This window comes from Eoetvoesiella caeni, assembly GCF_003315175.1.
GTDB lineage: Bacteria > Pseudomonadota > Gammaproteobacteria > Burkholderiales > Burkholderiaceae_B > Eoetvoesia > Eoetvoesia caeni.
This window is the reverse complement of record NZ_QNRQ01000001.1, coordinates 540396-555246: the sequence shown is the minus strand read 5'-3', so window position 1 is coordinate 555246 and position 14851 is coordinate 540396. Positions and strand designations below refer to the sequence as shown.

The 14851-nt window shown below is 58.2% G+C and carries 15 protein-coding genes; 13 read left to right on the top strand and 2 right to left on the bottom strand.

Annotated features, from left to right (window positions below; translation table 11 throughout):
- Positions 1–9: 9 nt before the first annotated feature.
- The 7 genes from dmpG to DFR37_RS02520 all read left to right on the top strand — a co-directional run bounded on the left by dmpG (position 10) and on the right by DFR37_RS02520 (position 5981).
- On the top strand, positions 10–1056 hold the full coding sequence (gene dmpG / locus DFR37_RS02550; protein ID WP_113931664.1) for a 4-hydroxy-2-oxovalerate aldolase: 1047 nt from the start codon (positions 10–12) through the stop codon (positions 1054–1056).
- Positions 1053–1826: a 2-keto-4-pentenoate hydratase gene (locus tag DFR37_RS02545; protein ID WP_113931663.1), complete on the top strand. Its 774-nt coding sequence runs from the start codon at positions 1053–1055 to the stop codon at positions 1824–1826. Before dmpG ends, DFR37_RS02545 begins: the two co-directional genes overlap by 4 nt.
- On the top strand, positions 1823–2242 hold the full coding sequence (locus tag DFR37_RS02540) for a RidA family protein (protein ID WP_113931662.1): 420 nt from the start codon (positions 1823–1825) through the stop codon (positions 2240–2242). The genes DFR37_RS02545 and DFR37_RS02540 overlap by 4 nt, the downstream gene beginning before the upstream one ends.
- 63 nt (positions 2243–2305) lie before the next feature.
- Positions 2306–2869 carry a 3-hydroxyanthranilate 3,4-dioxygenase gene (locus tag DFR37_RS02535; RefSeq protein ID WP_113931661.1) on the top strand — a complete coding sequence of 188 codons (564 nt, stop codon included), beginning with the start codon at positions 2306–2308 and terminating at the stop codon, positions 2867–2869.
- 57 nt (positions 2870–2926) lie between these two features.
- A complete protein-coding gene (locus DFR37_RS02530; protein WP_242341671.1) occupies positions 2927–3937 on the top strand; it encodes an amidohydrolase family protein in 1011 nt (336 codons plus the stop codon).
- A 239-nt stretch (positions 3938–4176) separates the two neighbouring features.
- The gene (locus DFR37_RS02525) at positions 4177–5499 is read left to right on the top strand and encodes an aromatic ring-hydroxylating oxygenase subunit alpha (protein ID WP_113931660.1); all 1323 of its coding nucleotides are present in this window, start codon (positions 4177–4179) and stop codon (positions 5497–5499) included.
- A complete protein-coding gene (locus tag DFR37_RS02520) occupies positions 5496–5981 on the top strand; it encodes an aromatic-ring-hydroxylating dioxygenase subunit beta (RefSeq protein WP_113931659.1) in 486 nt (161 codons plus the stop codon). The genes DFR37_RS02525 and DFR37_RS02520 overlap by 4 nt, the downstream gene beginning before the upstream one ends.
- Positions 5982–6059: 78 nt before the next feature.
- Here the strand turns inward: DFR37_RS02520 and DFR37_RS02515 are convergent, their stop codons facing one another.
- Positions 6060–7304 (bottom strand): DUF3300 domain-containing protein, encoded by a 1245-nt coding sequence (locus tag DFR37_RS02515; RefSeq protein WP_147251579.1) that lies wholly within the window; start codon positions 7302–7304, stop codon positions 6060–6062.
- Between the two features lie 301 nt (positions 7305–7605).
- Between DFR37_RS02515 and DFR37_RS02510 the strand changes: the two genes are divergently transcribed.
- The 4 genes from DFR37_RS02510 to DFR37_RS02490 all read left to right on the top strand — a co-directional run bounded on the left by DFR37_RS02510 (position 7606) and on the right by DFR37_RS02490 (position 10581).
- Positions 7606–8463, top strand: coding sequence for a M90 family metallopeptidase (locus DFR37_RS02510; protein ID WP_113931657.1), 858 nt, complete (start codon positions 7606–7608; stop codon positions 8461–8463).
- Positions 8464–8840: 377 nt separating this feature from the next.
- Positions 8841–9215, top strand: a complete 375-nt coding sequence (locus DFR37_RS02500) for a glutaredoxin family protein (RefSeq protein ID WP_113931655.1) — start codon at positions 8841–8843, stop codon at positions 9213–9215.
- Between the two features lie 79 nt (positions 9216–9294).
- Entirely contained in the window at positions 9295–9657 is a 363-nt protein-coding gene (locus DFR37_RS02495; protein ID WP_113931654.1) for a DUF2784 domain-containing protein, read from the top strand.
- Positions 9658–9732: 75 nt separating this feature from the next.
- Positions 9733–10581, top strand: a complete 849-nt coding sequence (locus tag DFR37_RS02490) for a ParB N-terminal domain-containing protein (protein WP_113931653.1) — start codon at positions 9733–9735, stop codon at positions 10579–10581.
- Between the two features lie 128 nt (positions 10582–10709).
- On the opposite strand, the gene DFR37_RS02485 is transcribed toward DFR37_RS02490, so the two are convergent.
- Positions 10710–11837, bottom strand: a complete 1128-nt coding sequence (locus DFR37_RS02485; RefSeq protein WP_113931652.1) for an aminotransferase class V-fold PLP-dependent enzyme — start codon at positions 11835–11837, stop codon at positions 10710–10712.
- A 350-nt stretch (positions 11838–12187) separates the two neighbouring features.
- Between DFR37_RS02485 and DFR37_RS23235 the strand changes: the two genes are divergently transcribed.
- Together DFR37_RS23235 and DFR37_RS02475 are read left to right on the top strand one after the other, a co-directional pair.
- Positions 12188–13069: a DUF4142 domain-containing protein gene (locus DFR37_RS23235; RefSeq protein WP_242341672.1), complete on the top strand. Its 882-nt coding sequence runs from the start codon at positions 12188–12190 to the stop codon at positions 13067–13069.
- A 211-nt stretch (positions 13070–13280) separates the two neighbouring features.
- Positions 13281–14822, top strand: coding sequence for an ABC transporter substrate-binding protein (locus DFR37_RS02475; RefSeq protein ID WP_113931651.1), 1542 nt, complete (start codon positions 13281–13283; stop codon positions 14820–14822).
- Positions 14823–14851 lie beyond the last annotated feature (29 nt).

Here is a 14851-nt window from a genome sequence, read left to right as displayed (position 1 = left end):
GAGCTTCCCATGTTCGACAAAACGAAAAAAATCTATGTCTCCGACGTTACGTTGCGCGACGGCATGCATGCCATCCGCCACCAATATTCGCTGGAGCAGGCCGTGCAGATCGCCCAGGCTCTTGATGAAGCAAAAGTCGACAGTATCGAAGTCGCCCATGGCGACGGCCTGCGCGGTTCCAGCTTCAATTACGGCTTTGGCGCGCATACCGACCTGGAGTGGATCGAAGCCGTGGCGGGCGTCCTTAAGCACGCGCAAGTAGCGACCTTGCTGTTGCCGGGCATAGGCACCATTCACGATTTGCAGGCGGCGTACGACGCCGGCGCGCGTGTTGTGCGGGTTGCCACCCATTGCACCGAAGCCGACATTTCGCGCCAGCATATCGAATACGCCCGCAAACTGGGCATGAACGCAGTCGGCTTTTTGATGATGAGCCATATGAATACGCCGCAGGGCCTGGCCGAACAGGCCAAGCTCATGGAAAGCTATGGCGCGCAATGCGTCTATGTGGTCGACTCAGGCGGTGCAATGAATATGTACGACATTGCTGATCGCTTCAAGGCTTTTAAAGACGTGCTCAAGCCGGAAACCGAAACAGGCATGCACGCCCACCATAACCTTAGCCTGGGCGTGGCCAATAGCCTGGTTGCGCTAGAGCACGGCTGCGACCGCATTGACGCCAGCCTGGCAGGGATGGGCGCGGGTGCGGGCAATGCGCCGCTTGAAGTATTTATCGCTGCCGTGGACCGCATGGGATTGAATCACGGCTGCAGCGTCAAGAAGCTGATCGACGCCGCCGAAGACATCGTTCGCCCGATCCAAGAGAGGCCGGTGCGGGTCGACCGCGAAACGCTGGCTTTGGGCTATGCGGGGGTGTATTCAAGCTTTCTGCGCCACAGCGAAGCGGCTTCCGCGAAATATGGCATCCCGGCCTTCGATATCCTGATCGAGCTGGGCCGCCGCAGAATGGTTGGGGGGCAAGAAGACATGATCGTCGACGTCGCGCTGGACATGCTCAAGGCCCGCGCCGCCAATCCACAGAAGGCACACGCATGAACCAGACCACTGAACACATTGCCGGCTTGCTCGATGATGCGGCCGCCAAAGCCCAGGCTATAGAGCAATTCGTTCCGGGCAGCTTCGACCTGGACCAGGCCTATCGCATCCAGCGTGCCTCCATCGAACGCCGCATTGCGCGCGGCGATGGTACGCGTGGCATCAAGCTGGGGTTCACCAGCCGCGCCAAGATGATACAGATGGGTGTCAACGACCTGATTTGGGGCTGGCTGACCGAGCGCATGCTGGAAGAAGAGGGCAGCACGGTGGACCTGGCCCGCTATATTCATCCTCGCGTAGAGCCTGAAGTCTGCTTCCTGACACGCCGCGACATTACCGGCCCTATCAATGCGCTCGAGGCCGCCGACTATCTGGAAGCCGTTGCGCCCGCCATGGAGATCATTGACTCGCGTTATCAAAACTTCAAGTTCACGCTGGAAGACGTCGTCGCGGACAACTGTTCCTCTGCTGGCCTGGTCGTGGGCGCCTGGTCGCGCAGGTTCGACCGTCTGGGCAATGCGGGTGTTTCCATTGCTTTCAATGGCCGCTCCGTACTGGCCGGTTCTACTGCCGCAATTCTCGGCCATCCGCTGCGCAGCGTGGTTCAGGCGGCGCGCCTTGTGGCCGCGTCCGGCCATACGCTGCCTGCGGGTTCGCTGATCATGGCGGGGGCGGCGACGGCGGCGCAAGAACTGGTGCCGGACGCACATATACGATGCGACGTGGGCGGTCTTGGCCATGTTGAATTCTTTACGGTAAAAAAATCATGACATCCACACAAGCTGGGGTGATCCCCGGTAAAGCCGTCCCTCGCGGCCGTTTCCCGCACTTCAAGCGCGCCGGCGATTTCATCTTTGTCTCGGGCACCAGCTCGCGCCGGGCCGACAATAGTTTCGAAGGCGCGCAGGTGGACGCGATGGGCACCACGGTCCTCGACATCCGCGCGCAAACGCGCGCGGTCATCGAAAACATAAGCGACATTCTTGCCAGCGCCGGTGCCGGGTTGTCGGACGTCGTCGAGATCAGCGCCTACCTGGTCAACATGAACGATTTCGGCGGCTACAACGAAGTGTATGGCCAGTTCTTCGATGAAACCGGCCCGGCCCGGACCACAGTCGCAGTGCATCAGCTTCCGCATCCGCACTTGCTTATCGAGATCAAGGCAATCGCGTACAAGCCTGTTTGACAAAAGCAATTGCACCGACTGACTGCTGGGTCAAGAAAATAGCTATAGACAAAGGAGACAATCATGTACAAGTACGGACGCCCCCTGAATTTCCAGCGCTGGCTGGACGATAACGCCCATTTGCTCAAGCCGCCCGTCGGCAATCAGCAAATATGGAAGGATGGCGATTTCATGGTTACCGTTGTTGGCGGACCCAACCAACGCAGCGATTTCCATGACGACCCCATTGAAGAATTTTTCTATCAGTTCAAGGGCAATGCCCATCTGCTGATGTGGGACCGCGGGCAATACGAGAAAGTGCCGCTGAAAGAAGGGGATATGTTCCTGATGGCGCCCCACACATTCCATTCCCCCCAGCGTGAAGAGAACAGCCTGTGCCTGGTCATAGAGCGCCAGCGCCCGAAGGGCCAGCAAGATGCGCTGCAATGGTGTTGCGCCAGTTGCGGCACGATGGTCAAGCGCTATGAGTTCCAGCTGGAAAGCATAGTCGAGGACCTGCTGCCGGTATACGAGCGTTTCTACAGCACCAGCGAAGCAGAGCGAACTTGCCCAAATTGTGGGCTTGTCCATGCGGGCCGGGATTTTCAAACCTGGCACAGCGACCTTAACAAAGCGCATAAGCTATAGCAGTCCAGCTTGCTGGAACACAATGACAAAACGCCAAGCATCACACGAAAAGCAGCCATGACCACACCTAAAAAAATTGATATGCATTCCCATCACTTTCCTCGCCTGTCCGAGAAGGAAGGTGCGGCCCTCGGCAACGAAAGCAGCTTGTGGCTGAGCGTTGATCCCAATGGTGAAACCGGCCAGATCATGACGGGAAGCAAGGCTTTCCGGCCGGTCGAGCGAGTGCTATGGGACGCGCATGCGCGCCTGGCCCAAATGGACGAACAGGGTGTGGATATTCAGCTTAGTTGCGCTACGCCGATCATGTTTCGATATAGTGCGCCCGCTACCGTTGCCGCCGACTGGTCCGCACGCATGAACGATCACGCCCTAGAGTTTGCCAGCGCCGATCCGGCCCGGCTGAAAGTCCTTGCCCAGATACCGCTGCAAGACCTCGACATGGCGTGCGCCGAGGCAAGCAGCGCCAAGGCCAAGGGCCATGTGGGCGTTCAAATTGGCAATCATCTGGGCGATCTCGATATGGACAGCGACCATCTGGTCGGTTTTCTGACGCATTGCGCGAACGAAGGCATACCTGTCCTGGTTCATCCCTGGGACATGATGGGCGGCAAAGAACGCATGCAAAAGTGGATGTTGCCTTGGCTTGTCGCCATGCCCGCCGAAACGCAACTGAGCATACTTTCATTGATACTTTCGGGCGCCTTCGAACGAATTCCAAAAAGCCTGAAACTATGTTTTGCCCATGGCGGCGGGGCGTTCGCCTTTTTGCTGGGCCGGGTGGAAAACGCCTGGACGCACCGCGACATAGTCAGGCAGGACTGCCCCAATCCCCCTTCCAGTTATGTCGATCGCTTCAGCGTGGACAGCGCGGTGTTCGACCCGGGGTCGCTGCGTTTGCTGACCAGCGTCATGGGGGTAGAGCGCGTCATGCTCGGTTCGGACTACCCCTTCCCTTTGGGCGAACCGAGAATCGGATCTCTGATCCGGGGCGCCGACTTTCTATCGGAAGACGAAAAGGCCCGCATGCTCGCCCGTAATGCCTCGGATTTTTTCAACTTGACGTGATGCGGGCTGGCCCTTTGCGGCCCGCGTAAGTCTCAACGCCATTGCCATGCCTGTGACAGTCCTTCCGCCAGCAACCTCGCTTGTTCCGAGGCTGGTCTCTGGCGGGCTTCGGCATTTTCAGGGTCCCGTGTGGCGGTATGTATGCCGGGGTTGTCCACATCGCGTCGTTTCAGATATGCTTTTAAGGCAAGAGCCATACTGGAGCCTCCAGGAAAGACTCTGGAGCACAGGAGGTAATCATGATAGGTTACAGAAAAGATGCCGATGCCGTTGCGGGGCTGTTTGTCGACAACCAGATTCATCGCGACGCTTATATCAGCGAAGAGATATTTCAGCTCGAGCAAGAGCGGGTCTTTGCCCGTTCGTGGCTTTACGTCGGCCACGAAAGCCAGGTGCCGGCCATCGGCGACTACATAACGCTTGATCTGGCCGGCAGTCCTGTGATTATGATCCGGCACACTGACGACAGTGTGCGCGTGCTGATCAATCGCTGCGCCCATAAAGGCGCTGGCGTCTTGTCGCAGCCCAAGGGTAATGCGGGCCGCATGCTGCGCTGCCCTTATCATGCATGGTGCTACAAGACCGACGGCTCCTTGCTTGCGGTGTCTCTCAAGGCCGGCTATGAGGACACAGGGCTTGACCAAAGCCCTGCTTCACAGGGCATGTCGACGCCGGGCGGTGTGGCGACGTATCGCGGCTTTGTCTTTGCGCGGCTCAGCAAGCAGGGCCAGTCTTTCCATGAGTATTTTGGGCAAGCATTGACGGCCTTGGACAATATGGCCGACCGTTCGCCGCAAGGCGAATTGCAGATAGCGGGCAGTTGCATACGCAGCGTCATTCGCTGCAACTGGAAGATGTACCTGGAAAACATCAACGATACGGTCCATCCTATTTCGGTGCATGAGTCCGCGTCGGCCACCGCCGGGAAGGTAGGCCAGGAGTTCCTGGAAACCGATCCGACCGCGCTGGAACAATTGCTGCCCTTCGGTGCCGGCTACGATTTTTATACCAAGATGGGTGCCCGGACGCTGCCTAACGGCCATAGCATTCTGGGTACCAAGTTCAGCATCCACACAGGTTATGCCGATGTCCCGAGCTACCGGCAGTCGCTTGAACAGGCGCACGGAGAGAGCCGGGCTCAGGAGATTCTTTCGTTCTCTCCGCAAAATGTAGTGTTTTATCCAAGCCTGGCCACGAAAGGTTCGCCGCAAATCATCCGTGTATTGCGGCCCTTGTCGGCGGGCCTGACCCAGCTTGAAGTGTGGGCATTCCAACCCAAGGGCGCTCCCGACATCATGCTCAAGCGTGGGCTGACCTACAGCCGACTGGTGTTCTCGCCCACAAGTGTCGTCGCCCATGACGATATTCATTTGTTCGAAAGCCAGCAGGCAAGCCTGGCGGCGGCCGGGAATCCGTGGGTGAACCTGCAGCGCCAATTCAATCCGGCCGAGCTGGGGGCTGGCGATTGCCAGTTTGAGGACGGCAACAACGAACTGGTCATGCGCAATCAGCATCGTGCTTGGCATTCCATGTTAATGAACCCCGCGGGAGACCAAGCATGAGCACAGCGGACTTGCACGATAGCCTGGTTGATTTCGTGTACTACGAGAACCGCCTGCTGGACAACCGGCAGTTCGGGCTATGGTACGACTTGTTCACCGATGACGGCGTCTATTGGATGCCGTCGCAGCCGGGGCAAACGGATCGCGAAACGCAGGCTTCGATTTCCCTAGAGGACAAGATGCTCTTGAAGCTTCGTATCGAACGCTATGAGCATCCGCGAGCGTATTCGCTGCAGCCGCAAGTACGCGGCATGCGCGTCGTGCAACGCCCTGAAATCGAAAGCGCGAAAGCCGGGGACGGATTGCCGGCGGTATCCTGCAATGTCATATACATGGAGTACCAGGCCGGCAACCCGCTTGTGCTGGGCGCACGCGTGCGCTATTGCCTGCGCCAGGTCGAAGGACAACTGCGCATCGTTGAAAAGAAAGTCGAACTGCTGAACATGGACAGCTTCTTGCCGGCCATACAGTTGTTTATTTGATGCTGGCGCTTAAGCGGCCGCCGCAAAAAACCGAGTCAGGTGCAGGTTAGCAGGGTTGGCGCTCAACCGTTGTTGCGGCTATCCGTCACGGTCTTTTCCTTTGCCGCCTGAGTTCTCGTGGCGCGATGAGCGCCGTTCTTGCCGTTCGGCCTGACGCTGCTCCCGCGGCCTGGCCGCCTCGCTGCGGCCGCCTCCGCGATTGCCGTAACCATTGCCGCTATTACCGGATTCCCGCGGTGTGCGCGTTATGTTCGCCGGCCGTTCCATGCGGGGCGCACGGTGCGATTCTGAAGACGGCATTTGGCTTTCTCTTTGAGCTTGTGGGCGCGCCGGCCTTTCGGTACGGCTGTCGTGACGCGGCGCACCGCTTTCGTTGCTGCGGCGTTTCTGGTCTGGATGACGGTCCCTGTTGCTGCTACGACTCGGAGTGTCCTGGCCTCTGCGTTCTTGCTTGAAATCCCCACGCGCCGGCGCTTGCATATTGTTACGCCGTTGATCCTCAAAACGATCGCGCGCAACGGAATTGCGGTGCACCGCTGCGGTGCGCCTGCGCTCGAAGTCCCGATGCCAGCCTTCGCTGGTAATGCGCGTGCGGTTAAAGCGGTTGTAGCGGTTTACATCGACATGAAAGCGGTGGTGGTGCCAATCGTAGCTGCTCCACAGGACGCTGCCTACGACAAGCGCGCCGGCGAAGGTGATGACCGGGCCGCTTACTGCATAACGGGGCGGATGCCAGTAATAAGGCGGATAGTCCGGATAAGGCCAGGCGCCGTAGATGACGGTGGGGTTATAGATGGGAACGTAGACGACGTCGGGTCGCGCCGGAACAATGGTGATGATGGCGGGGTTGCCCGATGCGCTGACGACTTGCTGCGGACTTGATTGCAGATGGCCGGCGGCCTGCGCCCTGGTTCGCAGGCGTTGTACTGCATCCATCACATCTTCCTGCTGGTCGAGAAATGCATCGCCCAATTGATCGGTCCAGCTGATGTTTTCGTTCATCATGTTCAAGACATCGGGGAATGCGGCCACTGACTTCACGCTCGGGTCCCAGGGCTGATCTTGCAGCATTTGCCCCAGTTGCGCGTCTGAAAGTTTTTTAGGCTGATCGGCACGCCAGCGGGCCGCCTCTACGACTTCGACAGGGTAGGTGGCGGCCATCAGTACCTGCGACAGCAAGGGATCGGGATAAAGCGCGACGGGAGCCACCAACTGTTCGATTTCTTGCTGGCTGTAGGCGTCAGCGGCATGGGCGGACGTGCTGCCGAAAATAAAGGGCAAGCATATCAACATGAGCGCTATGCGAGAAAATAAGTAAGTCACGGCCTGCTCCAGATTACGAAACGGCAACTTGCCTTGAAGTGCCTGTTTCACTATAGAGCAGCATATGTTTCCAAGCGCTACAGCCTTGTAGCCGTTTGGAGCAGTCCGTATCTGAATGTCGGTTTGGCTGCCAGTACCGCCGCGGCTTTCCGCGCCCGCCGAGCGCGTTTGAGGGCTCGTCGGTGAATTTCGTCGCGGCCTGGGGTTCCGTCAGGCATGGACAGGCCCCTTACGGGTATGATCACCGGGTATTCAGCACAAGTTGTGCGCAGTCCTTTGTTCATCATTTTCGGTACAGCAAATGTTTAGATGGCTTGCCGGCCGCGGCGCCAGCCGGCGGCGCGTGGCCCAGGAATTGTCCTTGATCTCGCCCCAGGCCTGGCGGCATGCGATGGCGGGCCTGCCGTTCTTGGCGGGCTTGTCGCGGCAGGAGCAAGAGGCCTTGCGCGACCGCGTTGCCTGGCTGCTGGCCAGCAAGGTCTTTAACGGCGCCCGGGGGCTGGAAGTGACCGACGACATCAAAATGGCGATTGCCATTCAGGCGGCCTTGCCTATTATGCAGCTTGATCCTGCATTGTATGAAGGCTGGATTGAAATCATCGTGTATCCGGGCGGATTCTTGATTCCGCGCAGCGAAGTCCACGAGGACGGCGTCGTGGCTGAATACATGCTTGAAGCTTCGGGCGAGGCCTGGGACGGTGGTCCCGTCATTCTTTCATGGGAAGACAGCCAGCCGGGCAACCCGCAAACCGTGAATGTCGTCATCCATGAGTTTGCCCACAAGCTGGATTTATACGGCGGCATTGCCGACGGCATGCCCAGCCTGCATGCTCATTCCGACATTCGGCCGTCAGTGTGGATGCGGGTGCTGGACGCCACCTTTGACAGTTTCGGCGATGCGCTCGATGCCATCGAGCGCGAGATTCCGCGTCATATCGACCCCGAATCCGAGGCTGCAGCGCCGTGGTACGACAGACTGCCGCTGGATCCCTACGCCGCTACGGATCCGGCCGAGTTCTTTGCGGTCAGTACCGAAGGGTTTTTTGTGAACCCGTTACCCTTGGCGCAGGCGCTGCCGGAATGGTATGGGCTGCTTGCGCAGTATTACCGGCAGGATCCTTTGCGGCGGCTGGGGTTTGCGCCGCATGGCATGCGATAGTGCGTCCTGGACGCGTTGCGGGCAGGGGCCAGCGGGCCAGGCTATGCTCGTATGCGGGCAGGTGCCGGCTTCGGTTGGGGCTTTTTGCCCTTTGATTCCTTTTTCTTGTCCTTGGTACCCATGGTGTTTACTCCTTGCTAGGTGATGTACTGCCGGCTTTAGGGCCGAATGAATTAAGCGGTGGGCAAGCGTGGCCGTTTCCGCACGTATTGGTGCCAGCGCACATTGCGTACATCATGCCAGAAACCGTTGCGCGAAAGGGGCCCTTCGGTTGTTATTTTCTCAAGCCCGCCTGCCTGGCTCGCTGCGGCCTGCAAAGCGCGGCCGTATTGAAGTAGACTGGGCAGCTTTTCCATCTGTTTTTCGAGATAGTCTTCATGTTGATAAAAGCCCTGCGTACCGGCCTTGGCCAGTTGATTGTGTTTGGCGATGCGCTTACCCGTCCGCGTCCCCAGCGGCGTTCGGCGCAAGGCCAGGCCGCCGTGGTCAAGGAAGCATCGAACCTGTCGCTTTACCAGTTCCATGCCTGTCCTTTCTGCGTTAAAACGCGCCGTGCGCTGCATCGCCTGAACGTGCCCGTGACTTTGCACGACGCAAAAAACGACGCAGTGCAGCGAGAGCGCTTGCGGACCGAAGGCGGCAAGATCAAAGTGCCTTGCCTGCATATTCAAGAGCACGGCCAGTCGCGCTGGCTGTACGAGTCGAACGAGATCATTGCTTATCTTGAACAGCGCTTCGGCGGTATCGCCTGATTGATCGGCGCTTGATTTTCTAGCGGGCTGGCTGGCCCGCACGCTGAGCCGCCGAAGTCCGTCAACATCGTCGTATATCATGACCTATAGAGTTCTTGCCGACCTGGTTCTTCTGGTGCATGCGCTTTTCATTGCCTTTGCTGTCTTCGGCGGCTTTCTGGCTTTATGGAAGCCCAGGCTTGCTTGGCTGCACTTGCCTGCCTTGGCGTGGGGCGCAACCGTTATTGCTCTGGGTTGGATATGTCCGTTGACGCCGCTTGAAAACGCCCTGAGACTCATGGCTGGCCAGGAAAGTTACAGCGGCGGTTTTATCGAGCATTATCTGCTGCTTGCCATTTACCCGCCGGGATTGACGCGGGCCATGCAGATCGCGCTGGCAGTTCTACTGGTAGCCGGTAATTTTATTGTCTACGCTATTTTGTTTTACCGCCGCAAAAATTAGAAGCGTGTTCGTGTCCGGCGTAAAACGACATCGATGTGTACACTACCGGCGCTATTGTTTTATTTTGCCTGAGTTATGACCATCAATATCAATGAAGACCTGCGCGCTTATATCGACCCATTGACCGAAGACGAGTACGCGGCGCTTGAGCGCAGTCTATTGGCTGAAGGGTGCCGCGACGCGCTGGTGCTATGGGGCGACTTGTTGGTGGATGGGCATAATCGCTATGCCATTTGCAAAAAGCACGGCATTGCGTTCAATACAGTCCAAGGCCATGCATTTGAGTCCATGGACGACGTGCATTTATGGATGATAGACAATCATCTTGGCCGGCGCAGCGTATCGGATTTCCAGCGTGGCGTGCTTGCGCTGCGTAAAAAGGAAATTATCTCCGCTCGCCGGGATTTGGCGCGGGTGCAGAAATCGCCGGCACAAGCCGATGATGCCGGCGCACAAGACGATGCCGGGGCGGCCGCTGCCGACGCGTCTGCCGAGGCGGGATCTTACCAAGAGCCGCCATGGACCCGCGAAGCCCTTGCGCGCGCGGCCCGTGTCAGCAGTACGACTTTGGGCCAGATCGAGAAAATCCAGAAGACGGCCGCACCGGAGTTGGTAGGCGCGGTCAAGTCGGGGGTGATTTCAATCAATGCCGCGGCGGCTGTGGCCACCTTGCCCAGCGACGAGCAAGTAGCCGCCGTTGCCGGCGGCAAGAAAGAACTGCGCCAGGCTGCACGGCAGGTGCGCGAGGCCAAGCAACCGCCTAGGCCCGAGCCCGAGCCGCCTCCCAGCGACGCCACGCCCGACCAGATCGAAATCCATCGCCTGGAGCAATTGGTCGCCGCGTTGACGGAAGAACGGGATCAACTGAAAAAGAAGGTCCAGAATTTGACCATTGCCTTGGCGGAAGAGCGCGCCAAGCTCTAGAAAATACGGGCGCCATAGCCGCACAGGTGCCGCTCGCGGTTGCACCTGTGCCATTCGCAGTTGTGCCGGCGGTATCGGCTTTTGGCCGGATCGCCCGCAAGGACTTCTTCGCGGCTCGGGCGATTGGCTCAGGCGATTTTATCCAGCGCCTTGGCCAGATATTCCACCGTGCGATCGACGTTATGCAGCTTGTCCAGGCCGAACAGCCCGATGCGGAAGGTCTTGAAGTCGGCCGGCTCGTCGCATTGCAGGGGCACGCCCGCCGCGGCCTGTACGCCTGCTTGCGCGAATTTTGCGGAGGACTGGATTGCGTCGTCATCGGTGTAGCTCACGACCACGCCTGGTGCTTGGAAGCCTTCGGCCGCCACACTTTTGAAGCCTCGCTGAGCAAGCAGGGCGCGCACTTTGTCGCCGAGTTCTTGTTGTTCGGCGCGGATCTTGTCAAAGCCATAGGCTTCCATTTCAGCCATGACCTTGCGCAAGGCGGTCAGGGAGTCAGTGGGCATGGTGGCGTGATAAGCGTGGCCGCCTTGCTCGTATGCCCGCATGATTTGAAGCCACTTGCGCAGGTCGCAGGCAAAGCTGGTGCTTGCAGTGGACTCGATCTTCTGCAGCGCTAAAGCGCTTAGCATGACCAGGGCGCAGCATGCCGGACCGCTCCAGCCTTTTTGCGGCGCACTGATAAGGACGTCGACCCCGGTCGCCTGCATATCGACCCAGATAGCGCCTGACGCAATGCAGTCCAGTACCAGCATTCCGCCTTGCGCGTGAACGGCGTCGGCAATCTTTCGTATATATTCGTCGGGCAGCATGATCCCGGATGCTGTTTCGACGTGGGGCGCAAATACAAGAGCCGGCTTTTCGGCCTTGATCGCGGCCAGCACTTCGTCGATAGGCGGGGGAGCGAAGGCCGCCTGGCGGCCGCCGGCGACAGGACGGGCCTTGAGCACGATGGTGTCGGAAGGGATGCCGCCCATATCGAAAATCTGGCTCCAGCGAAAACTGAACCAGCCGTTGCGGATCACCAGGCATCGCTGGTTTGTTGCAAATTGCCGCGCTACGGCCTCCATGCCAAAGGTGCCGCTGCCGGGGACGACGACGGCGGCCTGAGCGTTATAGACTTGTTTCAATGTCCTGGATATGTCTTTCATTACGCCTTGAAAGGCATGCGACATATGGTTTACCGCGCGGTCGGTATAGACCACGGAGTATTCCAACAGACCGTCCGGGTCGACATTAGGCAATAGGCTGGGCACGTTCTTCTCCAGGAGTACAGAGTGAAATGGGCTGGGCGATGCAACCCGATAAACCAGCAGTATCCCGCTGTTTACCCGGAATGTCGACTGCAGCGTATTTCGACGAAAGGCCGTGCGCCAGTATCGTTCAATCCATGGGCTTGTTGTTGGCGCCCGGTTCCTGGCATGGCGTTCTTGCCGCGGATGCGCCTGTTTGCGTCCCGTTCCGGCAAGCGTCGTCGTGCTGTGTATCCCGATACCGGTCGGTGCTTGGCGTACCGGGACTGGATTCGTTTTCTTTGCTGCCACTGCGCGGTGTCGAGCCCGAATTATTGTAGGGGTCTCTTATCGAGTCCGGTAGGCGGCGATCGGTGGCCGTTCCTGTGCCGCCGCTGGGCGGGGTGCCGGCCGTGGCCGGGCTGTGGGTGGAGCTGGACTCCACGCTACTGTTGTTGGCGCCGCTCACAGGAGCTCCAGTACTGTTCTGGGCGTGGACCGCAGAGACCAAGGCCAGCGGTACGGAATACAAGGCAATTGCTAGTAAGTTTTTCATTTGCATTTCCCGGGTGATTGATTCGAACAAGCCGCCTGAAACCAGCAACTGGCGTGCCGCATCGTACGGGGTCCGGCGGGACTACGGCTTGCTGATTGCTGATGCAGCACATCGACAACTCAACCTCCGAAGGAATCTCATGAAACTGCGTACTGCAATCTTTAGCTCCATAGCCTGCTGCTCGCTGACATGGGCAGGGGCTTTTGCCCAACCCGCGCCCACGGCACCGGCGTCGATGCCGCAAAGCTCAAGCCAGCTTTCATCCAACGACAAGGACTTTATGGAACATGCCGCACAAGCGGGTCACACCGAGATCGAGGGAAGCAAACTTGCCCAGACCCATGCGAAAAGCGAAGAGGTCAAGACTTTTGCGAACCAGATGATCATGGACCATACCAAAGTCGGCAACGATCTGGAGGCGTTGGCCAAGCAAAAATCCTATAAGCTTCCCGACGGGCCTTCGCTGGCGCAAAAGGCCAAGCTCAAGACGCTGGACATGAGGGACGACAGCTTCGATAAAAAATATGTCTCTCAAATTGGCGTCTCCGCCCATGAGGACGCCGTCAAGCTCTTCAAGAAGGCCTCGGCCGATGCCAAGGACCCGGACGTCAAGGCCTTTGCTGCCAAGAATCTGCCGACGCTGGAGCACCATCTGGAGATGGCCAAGGCGCTGCAGCAGAAGCTTGGCATAAACAAGTAATCCCGAAGTGATTCCGCCGCCGGCCTCGTCAGCCGGCAGCCTCGAAAATAAAGTGAAATGCCCAGGGGCGGCACGGGGCGCGCCTTGTCCTGTGGGGTAAATACTACTGTGTACTTTAACCCTCGACCTTTAAGATATGAAACATAAATAATCGGCCTCGCGAAAACGTTTTTGCGGGGCCTTAATAGTTATCTAAAAAAAGGGCAAGAGGATGACACACACACGTCGCGAGTTTCTACAGCGCAGCGCAACCCTGGCCGGTATTTCCCTGGCTGGCATATCGCTGGTAGGCGCACCCGCATTCGGGCAATCTATAAAAGACTTGGTAATTGCCTATAACGTTGGCGTGCCAAGCTGGGATCCAACGGTCGGACCCTCGGGCGTGAATCCGTCGCTGCAGTCCATTTACATGTCGGTATTCGATCACTACATCATGCAAAAGCCCGACCTCAGCTTCCAGCCTGGGCTGCTGACCAAGTGGGGTTTTTCCGACGACAAAAAGAAAATCTCCATGACCGTGCGCGAAGGCGTGAAGTGGCATGACGGTTCGGCTTTCGGTCCCGAAGACGTGGTTTGGTCTTTAAAGCGCGCGGGCGACCCGGCAACGGGCAATCCGGGCCAGTTCGTCTGGGGCAAGATCGGTAATTATTCCATCAACGGCAATGTCGTTACCGCCGACGTGCTCGAGTTCGAACCCACAATCTTCAAATGGATGGCCTTCCTGACCGGCTATATATTGCCCAAGGCTTATTTCGAAAAAGTAGGAGCCGCCGGCTTCGAAAAGGCGCCTATCGGTACCGGCCCTTATAAAGTAGAGGCCTACGAGCGCGGCGCTTATGTCCGGCTTGCCGCCAACAAAGATTATTGGGGTCCCAAGCCTGCCTACGAAACCGTGACCATCAAGTTCGTTACCGACGCCGCCAGCCGCGTGGCGGAAGTCGAGTCCGGCAATGCGCACGTTACGCTCGAAATCCCTTACGAAGAATATGATCGCCTTCGGAAAAAACAGGGACTTAAGGGCATAGCTTTCCCGGTATCCGATGTCGGCATGATCTTCCTGAACGACATCGACGTCATGCTCGATAAAAACGTGCGTCTGGCGGCCCACCATGCCATCGACAAAAAGTTGATTATCGACCGCTTGTTGCGTGGCTACGGCGTGCCTCTGTCCACCCTTGAAACGCCCGAATACACGGCTTACGATCCAAATCTGAAATTCGAATACGACCCTGAAAAATCCAAGCAGCTCCTGGCTGCCTCGGGCTATTCCACCAAAAAACCGGTCAAGTTCACCATCCAGACGACCAAGGGATTCAAGCCCAAAGATTACGAAATGATCCAGGCCATCGTGGGCATGTGGCGCAAGGTAGGCATCGAGGCCAACATCGAAATCTACGAAATCGCCAAGCACTTCGAATTGCGCGCCGCCGACAAACTGGCTCCCGCGGCCTTCTACAACTGGGGCAATGCCATCGGCGATCCAACTACGTCCACCGGCCACGCCATGTTTGGCCCATCGCCGCATTCGGTCTGGGACTCCAAAGACCTAGTCGACAAGATCATTCCCTTGTGGGGCGAAGCCGACGAGGCCAAGCGTATTCAAGGATGGAAAGACGTCAGCGCCTATATCATGGAAAACTGCTACGTCATTCCAGTGCTGCAATATGTGCTGCCCGTCATCCATTCCGACAAGGTGGTTGTGCTTCCGGCAGCCACGGGCGACGTTCAGCCGGCAATGATGAAACGTGCCTGAGCCTTGCCCCGGCGTGGTTTAAGCCTTAC

Excerpts from the sequence above, each read along its gene's own strand:
- dmpG (WP_113931664.1), top strand. The coding sequence starts at position 10 with ATGTTCGACAAAACGAAAAAAATCTATGTCTCCGACGTTACGTTGCGC.
- DFR37_RS02545 (WP_113931663.1), top strand. The coding sequence starts at position 1,053 with ATGAACCAGACCACTGAACACATTGCCGGCTTGCTCGATGATGCGGCC.
- DFR37_RS02540 (WP_113931662.1), top strand. The coding sequence starts at position 1,823 with ATGACATCCACACAAGCTGGGGTGATCCCCGGTAAAGCCGTCCCTCGC.
- DFR37_RS02535 (WP_113931661.1), top strand. The coding sequence starts at position 2,306 with ATGTACAAGTACGGACGCCCCCTGAATTTCCAGCGCTGGCTGGACGAT.
- DFR37_RS02530 (WP_242341671.1), top strand. The coding sequence starts at position 2,927 with ATGACCACACCTAAAAAAATTGATATGCATTCCCATCACTTTCCTCGC.
- DFR37_RS02525 (WP_113931660.1), top strand. The coding sequence starts at position 4,177 with ATGATAGGTTACAGAAAAGATGCCGATGCCGTTGCGGGGCTGTTTGTC.
- DFR37_RS02520 (WP_113931659.1), top strand. The coding sequence starts at position 5,496 with ATGAGCACAGCGGACTTGCACGATAGCCTGGTTGATTTCGTGTACTAC.
- DFR37_RS02510 (WP_113931657.1), top strand. The coding sequence starts at position 7,606 with ATGTTTAGATGGCTTGCCGGCCGCGGCGCCAGCCGGCGGCGCGTGGCC.
- DFR37_RS02500 (WP_113931655.1), top strand. The coding sequence starts at position 8,841 with ATGTTGATAAAAGCCCTGCGTACCGGCCTTGGCCAGTTGATTGTGTTT.
- DFR37_RS02495 (WP_113931654.1), top strand. The coding sequence starts at position 9,295 with ATGACCTATAGAGTTCTTGCCGACCTGGTTCTTCTGGTGCATGCGCTT.
- DFR37_RS02490 (WP_113931653.1), top strand. The coding sequence starts at position 9,733 with ATGACCATCAATATCAATGAAGACCTGCGCGCTTATATCGACCCATTG.
- DFR37_RS02475 (WP_113931651.1), top strand. The coding sequence starts at position 13,281 with ATGACACACACACGTCGCGAGTTTCTACAGCGCAGCGCAACCCTGGCC.